Raw genomic sequence first — 17,104 nt, 5'->3', positions numbered from 1 at the left:
ACTTCAAGGCTGAAATAAGCTCAGTTTGATGGAATCACACTAAAAAAAGCACAACGATAACACTGCAAGAGATTATTTTGCTCTTTTAAGGCAATGTTTTATATCAATCGATTGATATGATTCAATAAGGCCAATTTTCTGTCCCAGCATGCTTTTGGGGTGTTTTTTGTCCGCTTTGAGTACGCAAATGTTACACGGATAATTTTATGAAACTTCTTATATTAGGACTTTACAACCTAATTTTCGAGTACTTATAATAAAGAATATGTTCACAATCTTGTTATCCTCCATCTTACTTTCCGGCGGTCATGTCGCCAAACCGGATACCTTAAAACCTTATGGGGCTTTACCGACCGAACGCCAATTAAAATGGCAGGAGATGGAAACCTACTGCTTAATCCATTATACCCCGACAACTTTTCAAAATAAAGAATGGGGCTATGGTGATGCACAGCCGGCTTTATTTAATCCTTCGGCATTTAATGCAAATCAGATTGCCAAAGCTGCAGCAGATGGTGGTTTTAAAGGTTTGATCAGCGTCGCAAAACACCATGACGGATTTTGTTTATGGCCCACAAAAACGACCTCCTATAGTATTGCCTCCTCGCCATGGAAGAATGGGAAGGGCGATATGGTAAAAGAATTTATGGAAGCGACACATCGCAATGGAATGAAATTCGGTGTGTACCTGTCAGCTTGGGACCGTCATGATGAACATTATGGTACACCGGCTTATGCAGATGCCTACAGGCAGCAGCTGACCGAATTGATGAGCAATTACGGTCCCTTGTTTACTTCCTGGCATGACGGTGCAAATGGCGGCGATGGTTACTACGGTGGACATGAAGGGAAACGGATCATTGACCGCACAACCTATTATGAATGGCATGAAAAGACCTGGCCAATTGTGCGCAAGCTTCAGCCCAATGCGGTGATATTCTCTGATATCGGTCCTGATATGCGCTGGGTCGGTAATGAACATGGCTTTGCCGCCGAAACTTCATGGGCGACCTTTACGCCCATAGGACTCAATGGAAAGGTCGCGGTACCCGGTGCGACCGAATCGCATAATGCGGAATCGGGTGACCGGAATGGAAAATATTGGATCCCCGCAGAATGTGACGTGCCCCAACGTCCGGGATGGTTTTATCACGAGGAACAGAATAGCCGTGTAAAAACACCCAATCAACTGTTTGAAATCTATCTGAAATCCGTTGGTCGAGGTGCCAGTATGAATCTTGGTCTAGCACCAATGCCTTCAGGTACACTTCATGAAAATGATGTGAAATCCCTAAAGGCTTTTGGTAAAAAAATTAAAGAAACTTTCCATACCAATCTAGCAAAAGGTGCAACCATCACAGCCTCAAATACGCGTAATGGTGATTCCAAAACATATGCGACATCGTTGATTACCGATAATGACCGCTATAGCTATTGGGCAACAGACGATGCGAAAACATCCGCGATGCTTGAAATCAAACTAAAGTCGGCTGCGACATTTGATCTTATCCAATTGCGTGAAAACATCAAACTGGGCCAACGGATCGACAGTGTTGCTATTGAACAATGGGCGGATAATGCATGGAAACCATTGGCCAGAGCGACTAGTATTGGTGCGAATCGCTTGATAAAGCTTGAGCAACCAACCACGGCGACGCGCCTACGCTTACATATCTATGCTCCCGTAGCAATTACCTTGAGTGATTTTGGCTTATTTAAGGAATATAACGAAGCTTTCGCTTTTGATACAAAAGAGCTTAAAAAGCAAACGAACTTTAAATTGCAGACAGGGACGGCGACCGATAAAGCCTATATTACCGATGGCAACCCAAATACCTTTGCAAACGTAGGCAATCAAGGAGTCTTGGTCATTGAAACGAATGGTGCGACCTCGGGTATCGGTTTCCTTCCACGTCAGGATAAAAAAACTGGCGGCATTCCGACAAAGTATATCATTTCTACCAGTACGGATGGCAAAAAGTGGACAAGCATTAAGGAAGGCGAATTCTCCAATATCAAAGCAAATCCAATTTTGCAACAGGTATTTTTTGAAACACACAGCAATACCAAGTTTATCAAATTTGAACCAAAGCAATTTATTGAAGGTAATGAGCTGACAATTGCGGAGCTTGAACTATATGCGAAATAGAATTTTAATGCTTCTCGTGGTCTGCATCTCGCAGACCACGCTTTCGTTTGCACAGCAAAATCCACTCGGTCTTTGGTATAGTAAACCGGCCAAAATATGGGAAGAGACGCTGCCCCTGGGCAATGGGCTGATCGGGATGATGCCTGATGGCAATCCAACGACGGAAAAAATTGTGCTGAATGAGATCAGTATGTGGTCCGGGAGCCCGGAGGACCCCAATAACTATGATGCACATAAAAATGTCAGTGCCATTCAGGCGCTATTGAAGGCCAGTAAAAATGACGAAGCTGAAAAACTGGTCAACGAAACCTTTGTCACCAAAGGCAAGGGCTCAGGTTTTGGAAATGGCGCCAATGTCCCTTATGGTTGTTACCAGTTGCTGGGGGATCTGCTTTTGCATTATCAATTGCCATCTGCTACTATTACCGATTACACACGATCATTGGATCTGACCACTGCGACGGCACAGACTTCTTTTCGTGCCGGAAAGACAAAAATTCAGCGAACTTACTATACCTCCTTTGACAAGAATGTCGGTGTTATTCAATTACATCAAAACAGCAGTGCGAGGCAGACCGTAGGTATTGCTTTCGCGCGGAAGGAAAATATAGACCGTTACAGCCTGTTGAACGATGGAATTTTGGTTGAAGGATCATTGCCGGATGGTAAAGGGAACAAAAACCTCAAATTTGCCGGCCTGCTGAAAGTGCAGGGTAAAAATCTGAAGGTCAGTAAAAAAGATCAGGTGCTGGAAGTTTCTGCGGAGGGTAATCTCTCTATTTATGTCACAGCAAGTACCTCTTATTATGGGCAAGATCCAAACGTTACCGTCCAGACGAACCTTGCTGCCTTGCAGTTATCCAATGCGGATAAAATGTACCGTAATCATGTGAATGCCTACCAAAAGATTTTTAACAGGGTTGAACTAAATCTCTTTGGGAATAAATCAAATACGCGTGTTCCGACCAATGAAAGAATCGCGAATTTTTATAAAGATCCAACGCAGGATCCGGATTTAGCGGCCATTTATTATCAGTATGGCCGTTATTTGAATATTTCGAGTTCGGCACCGAAAATTTCAAACTCCCTTCCGCCAAATTTGCAAGGGTTATGGGCTCATCAGATCCAGACGCCCTGGAATGGTGATTATCATCTGAATATCAATGCGCAGATGAATCACTGGGGTGTGGAGGTGAACAATCTCAGTGAATACCATCAGCCTTTTATTGAGTTGATCAAGCGGATAGCGAAAACAGGTGAGCAAACCGCGAAAGCTTATTATAATGCCCCCGGATGGGTCGTGTATATGATGACCAATGTTTGGGGCTACTCTGCTCCGGGCGAACAGGCTTCCTGGGGAGCAAGTACAGCGTCAGGATGGTTATGCAACCACCTCTGGGAGCACTATCTTTTTACCGGCGACCAAGGTTATCTGAAGGAGATCTACCCGATACTCAAAGGGGCTGCACAATTTTACGATCATACCTTAGTCCAGGATCCAAAAACAGGATGGTGGGTAACCTCGCCATCTGTATCACCGGAAAATGCGTTTCGGATGTCCAATGGAAAGGTGGCTGCGGTAGTGATGGGCCCGACAATAGACAACCAGATCGTGCGTGAACTATACCAGGCAGTGATTCAGGCAGATTCAATTCTGGCAATCAAAGATAGCTTTGCCACCAGTTTGAAAGGAAAACTACAAGCGATTCCCCCGCCGGTAGTGATCAGTCAATCCGGGCGTGTGATGGAATGGCTCGAAGACTATCAGGAGGTTGAGCCTAAACACCGCCATGTCTCCCATCTCTATGGCTTGTACCCTGCGGCATTTATTTCTCCTCAGACGACACCGGCTTGGGCTGAAGCTGCGCGCAAGACACTTGCCGTAAGAGGAGATGAAGGGACAGGATGGTCCAGAGCCTGGAAAATCTTGTTCTGGGCAAGATTACAAGATGGCGATCATGCTCTGGAAATTCTTCGCCAGTTGCTCAAACCTGCTTTTGCCAATGAAACAACATATCAGGGTGTCGGAGCGGGAACCTACCCTAACTTATTCTGTGCCCACCCACCATTTCAGATTGATGGCAATTTTGGTGGTGCTGCCGGGATCGCGGAGATGCTGATACAAAGCCACAATGGCTACATACATCTGCTACCGGCTCTGCCTAAAGCTTGGTCTAAGGGACAGGTCAAAGGACTGAAGGCCAGAGGAAATTATACGGTTGATATGAGCTGGGAAAATGGAAAAATTATCGCGCTTAAAATAAAAGGAAAAAAAGGAAATGTTCGCATATTTGAAAACGGAACCTACAAGGATTATAAAGTCCGCTAGTTATTTTTGCTTTCTATTTATTTTTCTGGGAGCAGCTGCTTGTTCCCAGAAGACAGATAAAGCCAAGAAAGAAGAGCTGTTGAAGACGTTCGCGTACAAAATAACTGGGCAAACAAGTGCTACGGAGGGGAGCTCAGTGACCCTCATCGATCCTGAAAATAAAATGCAACAGTTTACAAAAACAAGTGTAACGAACGGGCAATTTGTCTTAGAAGGTGAATTGGCAATGACTGGTTTTTATGCAATTCAGATCAATGGTGGAGAGCCTTACATCCTGTTTTTGGAAGGTGGAAGTGACTATGAACTGAAAGAAAATAAAGGCGACATTACCTTGACTACAACCTCCGGTAATGCAACGGATTTTGTTCAGTTTACGGAACGCTATCGCCAGCGTGAAAAAGAAGAAAAATTGAAGGAGGAAAATAAGATCGCCAGAATAGGTGGATTAAATGGGCAGCTCTCCGCGATGGCTCTCCGCAATGATGGATCTTACGAGAAAACTATTGACGAAATACAGCGATTGTCAGCTCGTAAACCTTACAATCTTCGCAGTTTATATGCTGATTTTATCCTTGATAGTACACATCAATCGTCTTTAGTTCTCCCTTACTTTTTCAAATATGTTTCCATCGATGCGGATAACTTCAAAAAATTTGATACTGCACTACAACGTTTCGATGCGACTCTGCAAAAACATCCTTATTATAAATTTGCGCGTGAGAAAGTAGATCGGGTGAAAGATTTTTACGAGAATATGCCCGTCTTTCCACCCATCACACCAATGAATGTTCAACGGGATTCGCTAAAAATCAGTGAATTTTCAAATGCCAAGATGTTGATCGCCGCGTTCTGGAAAGCAGCCAGTAAATATAGTGTTTCTGATGTTACTGAACTACGCAAAAAAGAAACGCAGTTAAAGGCAATGGGAGTGCGGGTTATTTACTTTTCTTTGGATGCTGATCAAGATGCCTGGATCAAAACCAGCAACTCCCTCGCTTTGGGGCCTCATAGCTATTATTTAAATACAAATGATCGGGCAACAATGGAAAATGACTTTGGTATAGACCGTTCGCCAAGTTATTTATGGATCAATCCACAGACCTTCAAAATCTTGTCACTCACTGGTGAAGATCCGACTTTACCGAAGTTCATTGCTAAGGTTGAGGAGTTTTTGGTTAAAAATTAACGATTATTGTCTTAAAAAATGGTATATTTGAATTAACGGTTTAATATTTGTTATTTCAATAGACGATGAAAGTTGTTCAATTTACGGTTCCGGTGGTCTATCAAGGATCTATTTGTGTGCAGGAAGATATCTTACCCTCCTTCTATAGTAATTACCATCGGCATAAAGAGATCCAACTGACCTATATCTTAAAAGGGCGGGGGACCTTTATGATCGGCAACTTTACCCACAGTTTTGAAGAGGATGAAATCTATATCGTTGATGCAGATGAACCGCACATGTTTAAAACTGGAGAGGATATCAAGGATGGCATTCATGCGATTCATATTTTCTTCGATTATGAACATTTTAAATCTTTTCTGGATTTCCCTGAATTTGACGATGTCAAATATTTTTTGGAACATATCAATGTCAGTAAGAAATTGGATGCCGAACATGCTGTCGCACTAAAAGATAAATTTGTCCAGATCAATACAAGTGCCGGAATAGATCGCTTATTATCCTTTGTCAAGCTGATTAATTTTTTGAGTAAAAAGGTCGATCAATGGACCTCCTTATATACAGGTATCCCCCAGAAGAAATTTTCGGATGCGGAAGGCTTGCGCATCAACGAAATATTTCAATATACCTTTCAGCATTTTGGCGATAAAATCTCCCTTGAAGATATAGCAGCAGTAGCTCACATGACTCCCCACGCATTTTGTAAGTATTTTAAAAAACACACGCGCAAGACGTATGTGACCTTCCTGAATGAGATCCGAATTGAACGAGCCTGTAAGATGCTGATTGACGAATCGTCTGAAAGCGTTTCCAATATTGCATTTAAAACAGGGTTCAACAATGTGGTCAATTTTAACAGGGTGTTTAAAAAGATTACAAAACATTCACCAAGTGAATATGTGCAGGAACATCGGATGCGGGATTAAGCCATCCTTGGTACACTAAAAATATTGTTGGAAAGAGGTGTCTCGTATGACGTTACAGATCCCGTCAGTGGACAATATCGGAGAAGCACTCGGCAATAAAATGTAACGATTAGGGATACGAAAACCTTAAATTTGGAGTCTAACGATTGTTACTCCGATGAATAAAAACTTAATTTTTATCCTGTTTGCGTTATTAGGCTATCTGATCCCGGCAACAGCCCAATCTCAAAATTTCAAGATTGACACCTTACAATACCAAGGAACAGCAAACAATATCGTGAACTTGGTTATTTTGGGCGACGGCTACACAAAAGATCAACTAGAGGATTATGCGGCAGATTCCAAGCAGTTCACAAATTATTTTTTTTCAATAGAACCTTTTAAACAATACAGCAGTTTCTTTAATGTATTTGCTATTCGGACGATATCCGAAGAATCCGGTGCTACACATGATTGCAAAGCAAGTGACTGCGTACAAGGGGATACCGATCTTGGTAAATTTCCAAAACGCTATAATAAATTCGCCAGAGATCATGCTGTGCCAGTCACGCATCCCAAAACAATTTTCGGCAGCAGCTTTGACAACGGTGGACTGCACCGTCTCGTGGTGCCTCAAAAAAATGAGCGTATTGAAGAAGTGTTAAAAACACATATCCCCAATTATACACAAGTTGTAGTATTGGTCAATTCACCATTTTATGGCGGATCGGGAGGGAAGTGGGCCACCTCAACGGTCAACTTTAAAAGCAATGATATCGCTGTCCACGAGATCGGGCATTCGTTTGCTCAGCTGGCTGATGAATATTGGGCAGGAAATCAATATGCCATCGAATCTGTCAATCGTTCCCAAACGGCTGATGTAAATGCCGTTCCCTGGAAATATTGGCTTGGAAAAGACGGCGTAGGTATCTATTCTTATGGCGGGAAAGGATCTCCGTCAACTTGGTTCAGACCGCATGAATACTGCAAAATGCAATACCTTTTGGCGCCGTTTTGTCCCGTTTGTCAAGAACAGTTCGTGGCTTCAATAAAGCGAAAATCGAGTCCCTTTATTGCTGTAAAACCAATATTAAATAATGTGCTGACCTTAGACAGTGTGCAGAAATTTACTTTGCGCTTAGCAAAACCTTCACCGAATACATTTAAGCTGATATGGTCTCTAAATAATGAAACCATTGCCCAAAATATAGATTCGATCTACCTGGATCCTGGAATGCTGCATAGCGGCGCAAATGAACTGAAAGTAATTATTCAGGATACGACAGATCTGCTTCGGAACCCGAGCTATCTGAACTATAGAGATTCTATTGTATGGAAACTTAATCAGCTTCAATCCAATGCGCTTGCCAAACCCACCAATCGCTGGGCGGATACATTGGAAACCTGTTTTGGGGGCGATCAGGTACTTACGGTCAAAATGCCCGTCGCAGGACTTGAATATCGCTGGTATGAGACAGCGAGCGGTATACCTATCGGAACCGGAACAAATGTCTTTATCCGAAATCTTTCGCAGTCAAAAAAATATCATGTTGTCGCACATTGGAAAGACAAAACTTCACAACAATCGGAAATCCTATTGAAAACATTGGCCAAAGTAGAAAAACCCAAGGACATCCGTATCAGGATTGACAAAAAGAAAAATAAGGTGCAGTTGACCGTACAGGAAAAACCGGATACACGTTATAACTATATCTGGTTGAATGCAGATGGTAGCCCGATTTACGAATGGGATGCGTTCAATGGGGAATATGTGCGCCCAACGGGTGCAAATAATAAACTTGTTCTCGATCGCTCCATGACTGTCCGAAAAGTTTATGTCCAAAAAGTAGATAAAGAGACGACCTGCAAGAGTGATCGAACGGAAGTAATTTTTTAGTTACAGTATTGATGGCTAATGATTTATAAGTTAATTTTAATCTGCCGGTTAGTTAACTTATAAATCATTCATAATTATGAAAACGAAAACCCAGTCTACATGGGGAATTTTTTCGTGCCTATTCATCGTGATGCTAGCCGTAACGTCCTCCTGTAAGAAAAATGCAAAACTTCCTCCTGAAGAAAGCAATGAAAAAACACATGCAGTAACATTCAAAATCAAAGATTTTGAAACGATTGTAAGCCCCTTGAAAGCGCAATCGCCCAAATCCAAAAGTGCGTCGACCACCGGAAGCGGCGCAGAAAATCAACTCCTCTACCATTGGAATTTTGATAATGGAAACGCTGACCCAACTATAGCGCTTGAGGACGCAGCTGTCATCGATTACAATAATGGTAAAACCGACTATAGCTATGTCGCCGGTTGGCCAACGTCCGGAAAAAGCATTAGCTTCAAAGGAGCCACGGAGATTCTGATCAAGATACCAGCGTCGGGCATTGCTACTTTGGCCAACCTGACTTTTGATGCCAATAGTTCGGGCACTGGACCCCGAGCTTTAGTATTGAGCTATTCGACCAATCAAGGTGCTACATTTACCAACTTAGCCGATACAATTCATTACCCGTCAAATCTTACTATTTCAGGGAAGCTAGCAGTGGAGCAATCGCTCCATTCGATTACGCTAACGGCAGCCAAGGAATGTTGGTTAAAATTAACGCTATTTGCGGGAAATAGAAACGGTGGAAGTAACTACAACGAAAGTACGGGGACTTTTAAAATGGACAATGTCAAAATTATGGGAACGACCGATCAATCTGTTTTGCCTGATAAATTGTACTACCACATCTTTGACGCCAATACCAAACTGCTGGTGAAGGCGGGGACACTCAATGCAAAAGAAAAGTTTAATGTCGCTTTGCCCAAAGGAACTTATTACCTGAGCCTGCTATCTAAAAATTCAGCTACGCCACTAATAATTCCGGCTTCGGTGACGGATCTTAGGAGCCTTTCGGTTTCAAATACTTTCAGTGAGCAGTCCGCTGCGGTATTTGCGGTGCGGGATACTTTTGATGTACGGGAATCCCTTGAGAGGGTATTGACCATGGGCCGGATCTATAGTGAAGTTAAATTTGAATGTACAGATACCGAGGGGCTAGATCTTGTTGACAGTATTCAAATTAAACAACAGCATAATGCTTTCCTATATTATCCTTTCGCAACGGTGGTGGATGAAAAATCAGATAATACCATGCTGAGCGTCATTCCTAATTTTGCTAATAATTCAAAAACCTTTGTATTTAATCAGTTTATGGGCGATGTTCCAGAAAATAAGATGGTTAAGTACGAGTTGCGTATTTTCAGAAAGGGGGAACTTGCGCGTACATTTGAACTGAGCAGTGAGATTCGGAATAACGTACAGCTTCTATTCAAAGGAAAACTACTCGATGGAATAAGTGAGAATCCAGGTTTTCAGGTGATTAAAAATGAAAAGTGGCGTGATAATGTCGTGGTAGAATACTGATCTTAAAAATCAAACCAATAAGCCAATTGAATAGATAAAAAAAATAGGTGTGTCCGATCTTGTTGGGCACACCTATTTTTTTGTTGTTCCCCATGTTGTCTCTTATCAAAATTCAACTCAGGGATTTTGCTGTTTGCCTTTTGGACAGCTTTTTTTCTGTCTCGGGGCAAATTAAATTTATAGCAGTTTTTTTAGCAAGGTATTCCAGCCCGCTAAATCATTTAAGATCCGTTCAAGATCGGCGATCGCTACGCGTTCCTGTTCCATGGTATCGCGGTGGCGGATCGTAACGGTATTGTCTTCCAAAGAATCGTAATCAACAGTAATACAGATTGGTGTTCCGATTGCATCCTGGCGGCGGTAGCGTTTTCCGATTGCATCTTTTTCGTCGTATTGAACATTGTAATCCAATTTCAACGTATTTAAGATCTCGCGTGCTTTCTCCGGCAAGCCGTCTTTTTTGGTCAATGGTAAGATCGCTGCTTTCACTGGTGCCAATGCTGGCGGGAATTTTAATACCACACGAGCATCTTGTTTTTCTGCTGTAGAAAGATCCTCTGTTACCAAAGAATTACATAAAACAGTCAGGAACAGACGATCCAATCCGATGGAAGTTTCGATGACATAAGGAATGTAATTTTGATTGATCTCCGGATCAAAATATTGCATTTTCTTTTTGGAATATTCCTGATGCTGTTTCAGGTCAAAATCCGTACGGGAGTGAATACCCTCCACTTCTTTAAATCCAAAAGGGAAGTTAAACTCGATATCCACAGCGGCATTGGCATAATGTGCCAATTTATCGTGGTCATGGTAACGGTAGTTAGCAGGATCAAATCCTAACGCTAAATGCCATTTTAGACGTGTCTCTTTCCATTTGTTGTACCATTCCAATTCGGTACCCGGGCGGCAGAAGAATTGCATCTCCATTTGTTCAAACTCACGCATACGCATGATAAACTGGCGCGCGATGACTTCATTGCGGAAAGCTTTTCCGATCTGGGCAATACCAAAAGGAATTTTCATACGACCCGTCTTCTGAACGTTCAGGAAGTTAACAAAAATACCTTGTGCAGTTTCCGGACGAAGATAAACCTGATCCGCTCCATCTGCCATGGCACCCATTTGTGTGGCAAACATCAAATTGAATTGACGCACTTCAGTCCAATTTTTGGTGCCTGAAACCGGACAAACGATATTGTGTTCTTCAATGATTGATTTTAATCCAGCAAGATCATCAGCGTTTAATGCCGTATTCAACGCTTCCAAAAGTGCTGCTGCTTCTGCCGTTTTTCCATCTGCTTCATAACGTGCGATCTTATCTTCGATCAATTGGTCAGCACGGTAACGCTTTTTTGAATCTTTATTATCGATCATAGGGTCATTGAACCCATCCACGTGACCAGATGCTTTCCAGGTTGTCGGGTGCATGAAAATTGCGGCATCGATACCGACAATATTTTCGTGCAATTGAACCATAGATTTCCACCAATAAGTCTTTAGGTTGTTTTTAAGTTCAGAACCTAATTGACCGTAATCGTAGACGGCACTTAATCCGTCATATATTTCGCTCGATTGGAATACAAAACCGTATTCCTTCGCGTGTGATACTACACTTTTGAAAAAATCGTCTGTCTGTTTGCTCATAAGTGGCAAATATAGATATTAGTATTTAGATTTTAGATATAAGATTCTAGATATGAGATATTAGATCCAGATTGCCATCCAAATGAAATTGACATCATAAAATGGCATTCGAACCCCGACATCAATATAGGCCATTAAATGCTCAGATCGCGTATCTGTTGGGATGCATTCTTGTTGTCCACTTTTTTGATGATGTGCTGAATGATACCCTGCTCATCGATCACAAAGGTCGTCCGTGCCGTACCCATATATTTTTTTCCGTACATGTTTTTTTCTACCCATACACCATATGCCTCAACAAGGCTTTTGTCTTCATCTACAAGAAGTTGAAACGGCAGTTCGTGTTTTGTGATAAACTTTTTATGAGAAGCCTCATCATCCACACTTACACCGATAATTTCAAAGCCCTCTTTTTTCAACGATTGATAGTTATCCCTAAAATTGCAGGCCTCGGTTGTACATCCGGGCGTATTGTCTTTAGGGTAAAAGTAGAGAATTACTTTTTTTCCTTTAAAATCCGAGAGATGGACCGTTTCACCATTTTGATTTTTTGCACTGAAATCCGGTGCTTGTTGTCCTATTTCTAGTGTTGCCATATATATAATCTATTTAGTCCATTAAGATACGATATTATCCGATAAAAATCCATCATGCGCGCTAGACTTGATCACAAAAACATCCGGGAATAAAAGCCCATGACGGAGACAGCTCCCCGCAGGAGTTAAACTATCTGCTGAATGAGGCTTCGTATGTTTTTAAATTTCCTTTATTGTCTTTCACTTCCAGTTTGAAGCTGTGCATGCCACTGCCGAGACGGGATTCGAAGTCATGCCACAGGTGTCTTGTTTTGGGGTCATATTTCATTAAAGCCCACTTCCCGTCTATATAAGCATCGAAGGTATCTATTCCCGAGAGATTATCGCTGATGGTAAAATCTATGGAGCGTTGACTGGATACATTCTTGCCGTCGGTCAGGTTACGCGCAGTGATATTAGGGGCAATCGTATCCACGGCAACATAGAACCCACCAAATTCACGCACATTGGCGACAACCCAGCCATTTTCATATTTACCACCTTGCGCTCCGCCGTCCGTGGAGACGATCAGTGCCTTACCATATAGACCTTCCGGTAAGCTATAGTCCGGCTTGATCATCAGTTTGTAATAACCAAATACCGGTGTATAGCTATTGTGGATGTAATGCGTTGCCGAATAACCCTTAGCTGGTTTGGTACCTTGGGAATAATTAAAATAAAGGTCATTGTAAAGAATATTTTTCCCCATATAGACGCGTGCATTTTCAGCCTCATATTTGTTTTCATCGGCATAATGGAACATTTTTAGCCCTTCAGCCGGCTTGCGGCTGATCGCTAAAGACGGGTTGTTCTGTACTTTAAAATTGAGTTCGCTTTTATTGCCCTGCACATCCTTGACTACATATTTTATGTCATGGACTTCATTGTCCTTCAACTCGATCATACCCAAGTTGTCCAGGTGTTTATAGATTGTAATAGGATTATTGGGATCTTTGAAGCTTTTCTGTACGCGGACGCCCGATTTCTTGAGGTAAGGGTAGTCGATATAAGATTGAATCGCCCGGGTCTGGTCAAACGGGATGGCTTCGAATAGTATGGTACTGATATTTTTGTTGTCAAGAAATAGTTCGATCGAATAAACACCGTACGTAAAAGAAATACCGCCGCGTCTGTCTACGGTATTGATGCCTAGTCCAAAGTTGCCATTGACTGGAATAGGGGAGCCAGATGCTAAACTATAATTGCCGTCACCAACTGATCGGATAGTCTGATGTCGACGGGGTGTGTTTTCATCAAAAATTTCGCGGCCGAGATCATAAACAGTTATACCACGGATTAATGGTTTGACACCATCGGGAAACAACAGTCCAAATAATTGTGGATTTAGGGGCAGCTGCGCCTTGGTATCCCGTATTTCAAAATGTAGGTGCGGCCCTGCTGAACCGCCTGTGTTTCCGGAATTGGCGATAAATTCACCCTTTTTGACAGGGACTTGGTCTGGTTTTAGAAATACATCGACATCAAAGCGTTTTTGTTTGTACTGCTCATCTTTTATAATGTTGGCAAGAACTGAATTAAAGCTTTCCAGATGCATATATACCGAAGTATACCCATTTGGATGATCAATATAAACATAGTTGCCACCACCGCCAATTTGTACCCGTACACGTGAAACAAAACCTTCTGCCGCCGCATGGACGGGGATATTGATGCGTTGTTGCGTTCGGTAGTCATCTCCACCATGGAAGTGTGTTGCCCGTAACTCCCCAAATGACCCCGAAGCCTGGGGAGCAATATCCATCGGTCGCACAAAATAGTTTTGTGGATAATTGCGGCTTTTGATAATATCCTGGGCCTGGACAATACTAGCGGACAAAGTCAATACGCCTAATAAATATGCCGTTTTTTTTATCATCTCTACTTCCTCTATTTGATCTTGCAGCTAAACATTTTTTGTTCTCCGATATATCCTTCCAACAGATCCCCTATTGCTACAGGGCCAACACCAACAGGTGTGCCTGTATAAATCAGGTCACCTTTGCGGAGCGTGATAAACTTTGATGTATAAACAATCAGCTCTTCATAGGAAAAAATCATGTCCCTGGTGTTACCCTGTTGCACCGTTTGTCCATTTTGTTGCAGAGAGAAATCAATCGCATAGACATCCGCTAAATCTTCCTTTGGGATCATGTTGCTAATCACAGCGGAGTGGTCAAAGGCCTTTGCCAATTCCCAGGGAAGGCTGTTTGCTTTAAGTTCCTGCTGTACATCTCTTGCGGTGAAGTCGATTCCAAGGCCAATGGCATCGTAATAAGTTGACGCAAATTTTGGCGTGACATGTTTACCTTCTTTGCAAACGCGGAGCACCACCTCAGTTTCGAACTGGATGTTTTGGGAAAATTCGGGGTAATAAAAATCTTTGTTGTCCTTTAAGACCGCGGTGTCGGGTTTTAAAAATATGATGGGATTTTCAGGGACTGGATTATTGAGCTCTTTCGCGTGGTCGATGTAATTTCGGCCGATGGCAATTATTTTCATTGTGTAAGTCTTTTAATGCGATGAAGCTTTCAGATTTTTTGCGCTATATTATGATGGCAACTATTCATCGTTTACTTTTTAGTCATTGATGAATTTATCATACTCACGCCGAATAAATCATCAAGATTTCATGCCTGTCTATTTTCTGAATGATATCGGAACATTTCTCAAGAGAACGACGAATTTATGGGCATGATATGCCCGCTCGGTTGCTTGAAAAAACAAACTTAACAAATGTCCTAAGCTTATCCAAAAATGATCGACAGCAACTGGAGATATCATGCATATAGTCTTATTTATTTATATAGGTTTTAGTTAGGGTTTGTTTAGGTTTTAGTTAGGTTTAGTTTAGGTATTAGCTAACTAAAACCTAAACTAAACCTAAGCCAATATTAACTTAAATCTAAACTAATGAAAACCTTATTACGAATTATTTGTTGAGCTGGAAATAGAGAAATTATAATTAAACCAAAAACTTAACAAATGGCAATATTAGAGGATGGTCCCAATGGTGGTTTTCGGGGCAAAGTAGGATCGGTATATGGATATAATCTCAAAGGACAATGGATTATTCGAGGGGCGAGGAGGAAAAGTAATAAACCTCCGACTGAGGCACAGCGTTTACATCGCCAAAAAATGAAAGCTGTCGGACAGTTTTGTGCGGAAAACAAGGCTGTTTTTGATTTTGGCTATGAGCTAAAAAAAGAAAAAGGGTCTAAATATGGTGCATTTCAGCTTGCGCAAAAACATGTTTTCAATGATGTGCTAGCTTTTGATGCTGCTTATAATCCTGTCGTGTCTTTTGAAAACTTGAACGTATTTGTGGGGGATCTAACACCGCCTGAGGGTGCTAAGGTAAGTGTGAATGACGGACGTATATGTTTGGAATGGACACCAAACCCAACGTATGATGACGAAATTTATAAGTTAAATCTAGCATGCGTTAGCTTAAAAGATTTTTGTTCATTAAAATTAGCAATTGCATCCGCTAGGGATGGTCAATGTGTTGTGGATATACCGGTTGAATTAAATCAGAAAGCTGAATATCATGTCTACATCGGCTATTGGGACACTTATAGAGGTGCATTTTCAAATTCGGCCTATTGTGGCATCATTTAATAGGATTTTTCAGCCTACTTGTGTATCTTTAACACTATGAATAAACTACAATCCGTTTTGTTTGATCTGGACGGTACCCTAATTGATTCGGAATATTTCTACTTTAAAAATTGGGCACCTATCTTAAAACAAGAATTTGATCTGCAGATAACTTATGACGATTGGATTCGCGATTTTGCCGGGCACACCTTGGCGCATAACGTGAAACGCCTGGTTGAAGATTATGGATATGATACAACTGAGGAGCATATGTGGAAGAGGACACGTGCCGCTTATGCAGACTCTAATATGAGCGATATCGAGTTAATGCCTTTTGCAAAGGATATTCTGGTCTACCTAAAGGCAAATAACATTCGGATCGGATTGGTGACCTCAAGCTATCGCAGTACGGTGGATACCGTTTTGGGAAAACATAAACTGCTGGATTACTTTGAGTTTTTTGTGACAAGGGAATGCGTGGAGTCTCCGAAGCCGAATCCCGAGCCTTATCGTTTGGCGTTGACGAAATTGGGCTTAGCGGGAGACTCTTGTGTTGCGATCGAAGATACCATAACAGGAAGTAGATCTGCTTTAGATGCCGGCTTGCAGTTGATTGCGGTAACAAAACAAGAAGTGGAACGTGCTAGACTAACAGATGTTGATAACATTGTGGAAAACTTGCAGCAGGCAAAACAGTTGTTATCTGACTGGATTTAAAGGGAGTCGTATAATTTAATCGTTTTAGCATTTGTAATTTTATTCGGATATACGTAATATTACCGAATTGTAAAGGGAACACTGATTATGAACCGTAGAACCGCAATAAAGCAATTTTTCATTATCGCAGGCGGACTGACAATTTTGTCATCCTGTCTAAATGATGGTGGTGCATCGATTGTATTGAATAAGCTGAAATTATCAGCAGAGGATGAGCAATTTTTAGGAGATCTTGTGGATGTGCTTATCCCAAAATCGGATACACCGGGGGGAAAGGAACTCAACCTGCACCTGTTTGTGATTAAGATGGTGGATGATTGTGAATCGCCGGAAAATCAGGAGAAATTTGTCTCTGGTTTTAATAAACTAAGAAAGCAACTTAATCTGGCCAATGCTAAGGAAACAGAAAATTCCTTGGCCAACCTGAAAGATAAAACGGATGAAAAGATCTTTTTTGAGATTTTTAAATCGCGTGCGATCCAAGGTTATATGAATTCAGAATATGTGATGAAGAATAAGGTGATTTATAAGCTTATTCCGGGGCCGTACAACGGAGCGGTAAAAATTAATGGATAAATCC

Annotated in this window: 13 protein-coding genes; 9 read left to right on the top strand and 4 right to left on the bottom strand. The window is 41.8% G+C overall.

The window, feature by feature from the left end:
* Positions 1-265 precede the first annotated feature (265 nt).
* The 6 genes from G6053_RS28070 (at position 266) to G6053_RS28045 (ending at position 9,988) form a co-directional block, all read left to right on the top strand.
* Complete coding sequence (locus G6053_RS28070; protein ID WP_165309257.1) at positions 266-2,149, top strand: alpha-L-fucosidase; 1,884 nt, start codon at positions 266-268, stop codon at positions 2,147-2,149.
* Positions 2,139-4,478 (top strand): glycoside hydrolase family 95 protein, encoded by a 2,340-nt coding sequence (locus G6053_RS28065; RefSeq protein WP_165309256.1) that lies wholly within the window; start codon positions 2,139-2,141, stop codon positions 4,476-4,478. Before G6053_RS28070 ends, G6053_RS28065 begins: the two co-directional genes overlap by 11 nt.
* A 79-nt stretch (positions 4,479-4,557) precedes the next feature.
* A complete protein-coding gene (locus G6053_RS28060; RefSeq protein WP_165309255.1) occupies positions 4,558-5,664 on the top strand; it encodes a hypothetical protein in 1,107 nt (368 codons plus the stop codon).
* 65 nt (positions 5,665-5,729) lie between these two features.
* Positions 5,730-6,590, top strand: a complete 861-nt coding sequence (locus tag G6053_RS28055; RefSeq protein ID WP_108634848.1) for an AraC family transcriptional regulator — start codon at positions 5,730-5,732, stop codon at positions 6,588-6,590.
* A gap of 157 nt (positions 6,591-6,747) precedes the next feature.
* Positions 6,748-8,466 (top strand): M64 family metallopeptidase, encoded by a 1,719-nt coding sequence (locus G6053_RS28050; RefSeq protein WP_241254871.1) that lies wholly within the window; start codon positions 6,748-6,750, stop codon positions 8,464-8,466.
* A gap of 76 nt (positions 8,467-8,542) precedes the next feature.
* Positions 8,543-9,988 carry a hypothetical protein gene (locus tag G6053_RS28045; RefSeq protein ID WP_165309254.1) on the top strand — a complete coding sequence of 482 codons (1,446 nt, stop codon included), beginning with the start codon at positions 8,543-8,545 and terminating at the stop codon, positions 9,986-9,988.
* 177 nt (positions 9,989-10,165) lie between these two features.
* Here the strand turns inward: G6053_RS28045 and G6053_RS28040 are convergent, their stop codons facing one another.
* From G6053_RS28040 to G6053_RS28025, 4 genes are all read right to left on the bottom strand, one after another.
* Entirely contained in the window at positions 10,166-11,635 is a 1,470-nt protein-coding gene (locus G6053_RS28040) for a glycine--tRNA ligase (RefSeq protein ID WP_165309253.1), read from the bottom strand.
* Positions 11,636-11,769: 134 nt separating this feature from the next.
* Positions 11,770-12,231, bottom strand: a complete 462-nt coding sequence (gene bcp / locus G6053_RS28035; RefSeq protein ID WP_108634851.1) for a thioredoxin-dependent thiol peroxidase — start codon at positions 12,229-12,231, stop codon at positions 11,770-11,772.
* A gap of 130 nt (positions 12,232-12,361) precedes the next feature.
* The gene (locus G6053_RS28030) at positions 12,362-14,086 is read right to left on the bottom strand and encodes a M23 family metallopeptidase (protein ID WP_108634852.1); all 1,725 of its coding nucleotides are present in this window, start codon (positions 14,084-14,086) and stop codon (positions 12,362-12,364) included.
* A gap of 11 nt (positions 14,087-14,097) precedes the next feature.
* Positions 14,098-14,709, bottom strand: coding sequence for a fumarylacetoacetate hydrolase family protein (locus G6053_RS28025; protein ID WP_108634853.1), 612 nt, complete (start codon positions 14,707-14,709; stop codon positions 14,098-14,100).
* A gap of 483 nt (positions 14,710-15,192) precedes the next feature.
* Here G6053_RS28025 and G6053_RS28020 point away from each other — a divergent pair, with 483 nt between their 5' ends.
* From G6053_RS28020 to G6053_RS28010, 3 genes are all read left to right on the top strand, one after another.
* Complete coding sequence (locus G6053_RS28020) at positions 15,193-15,828, top strand: DUF6266 family protein (RefSeq protein ID WP_108634854.1); 636 nt, start codon at positions 15,193-15,195, stop codon at positions 15,826-15,828.
* Positions 15,829-15,864: 36 nt separating this feature from the next.
* Positions 15,865-16,524: an HAD family phosphatase gene (locus tag G6053_RS28015; protein ID WP_108634855.1), complete on the top strand. Its 660-nt coding sequence runs from the start codon at positions 15,865-15,867 to the stop codon at positions 16,522-16,524.
* A gap of 87 nt (positions 16,525-16,611) precedes the next feature.
* The gene (locus G6053_RS28010; RefSeq protein WP_108634856.1) at positions 16,612-17,100 is read left to right on the top strand and encodes a gluconate 2-dehydrogenase subunit 3 family protein; all 489 of its coding nucleotides are present in this window, start codon (positions 16,612-16,614) and stop codon (positions 17,098-17,100) included.
* The last annotated feature ends 4 nt before the right edge of the window (positions 17,101-17,104 follow it).

The sequence above is a fragment of the Sphingobacterium sp. DR205 genome (genome assembly GCF_011064245.1).
Taxonomy (GTDB): domain Bacteria; phylum Bacteroidota; class Bacteroidia; order Sphingobacteriales; family Sphingobacteriaceae; genus Sphingobacterium; species Sphingobacterium athyrii.
The sequence above is the reverse complement of the archived record's forward strand: the minus strand, read 5'-3'. Positions and strand labels throughout refer to the sequence as shown.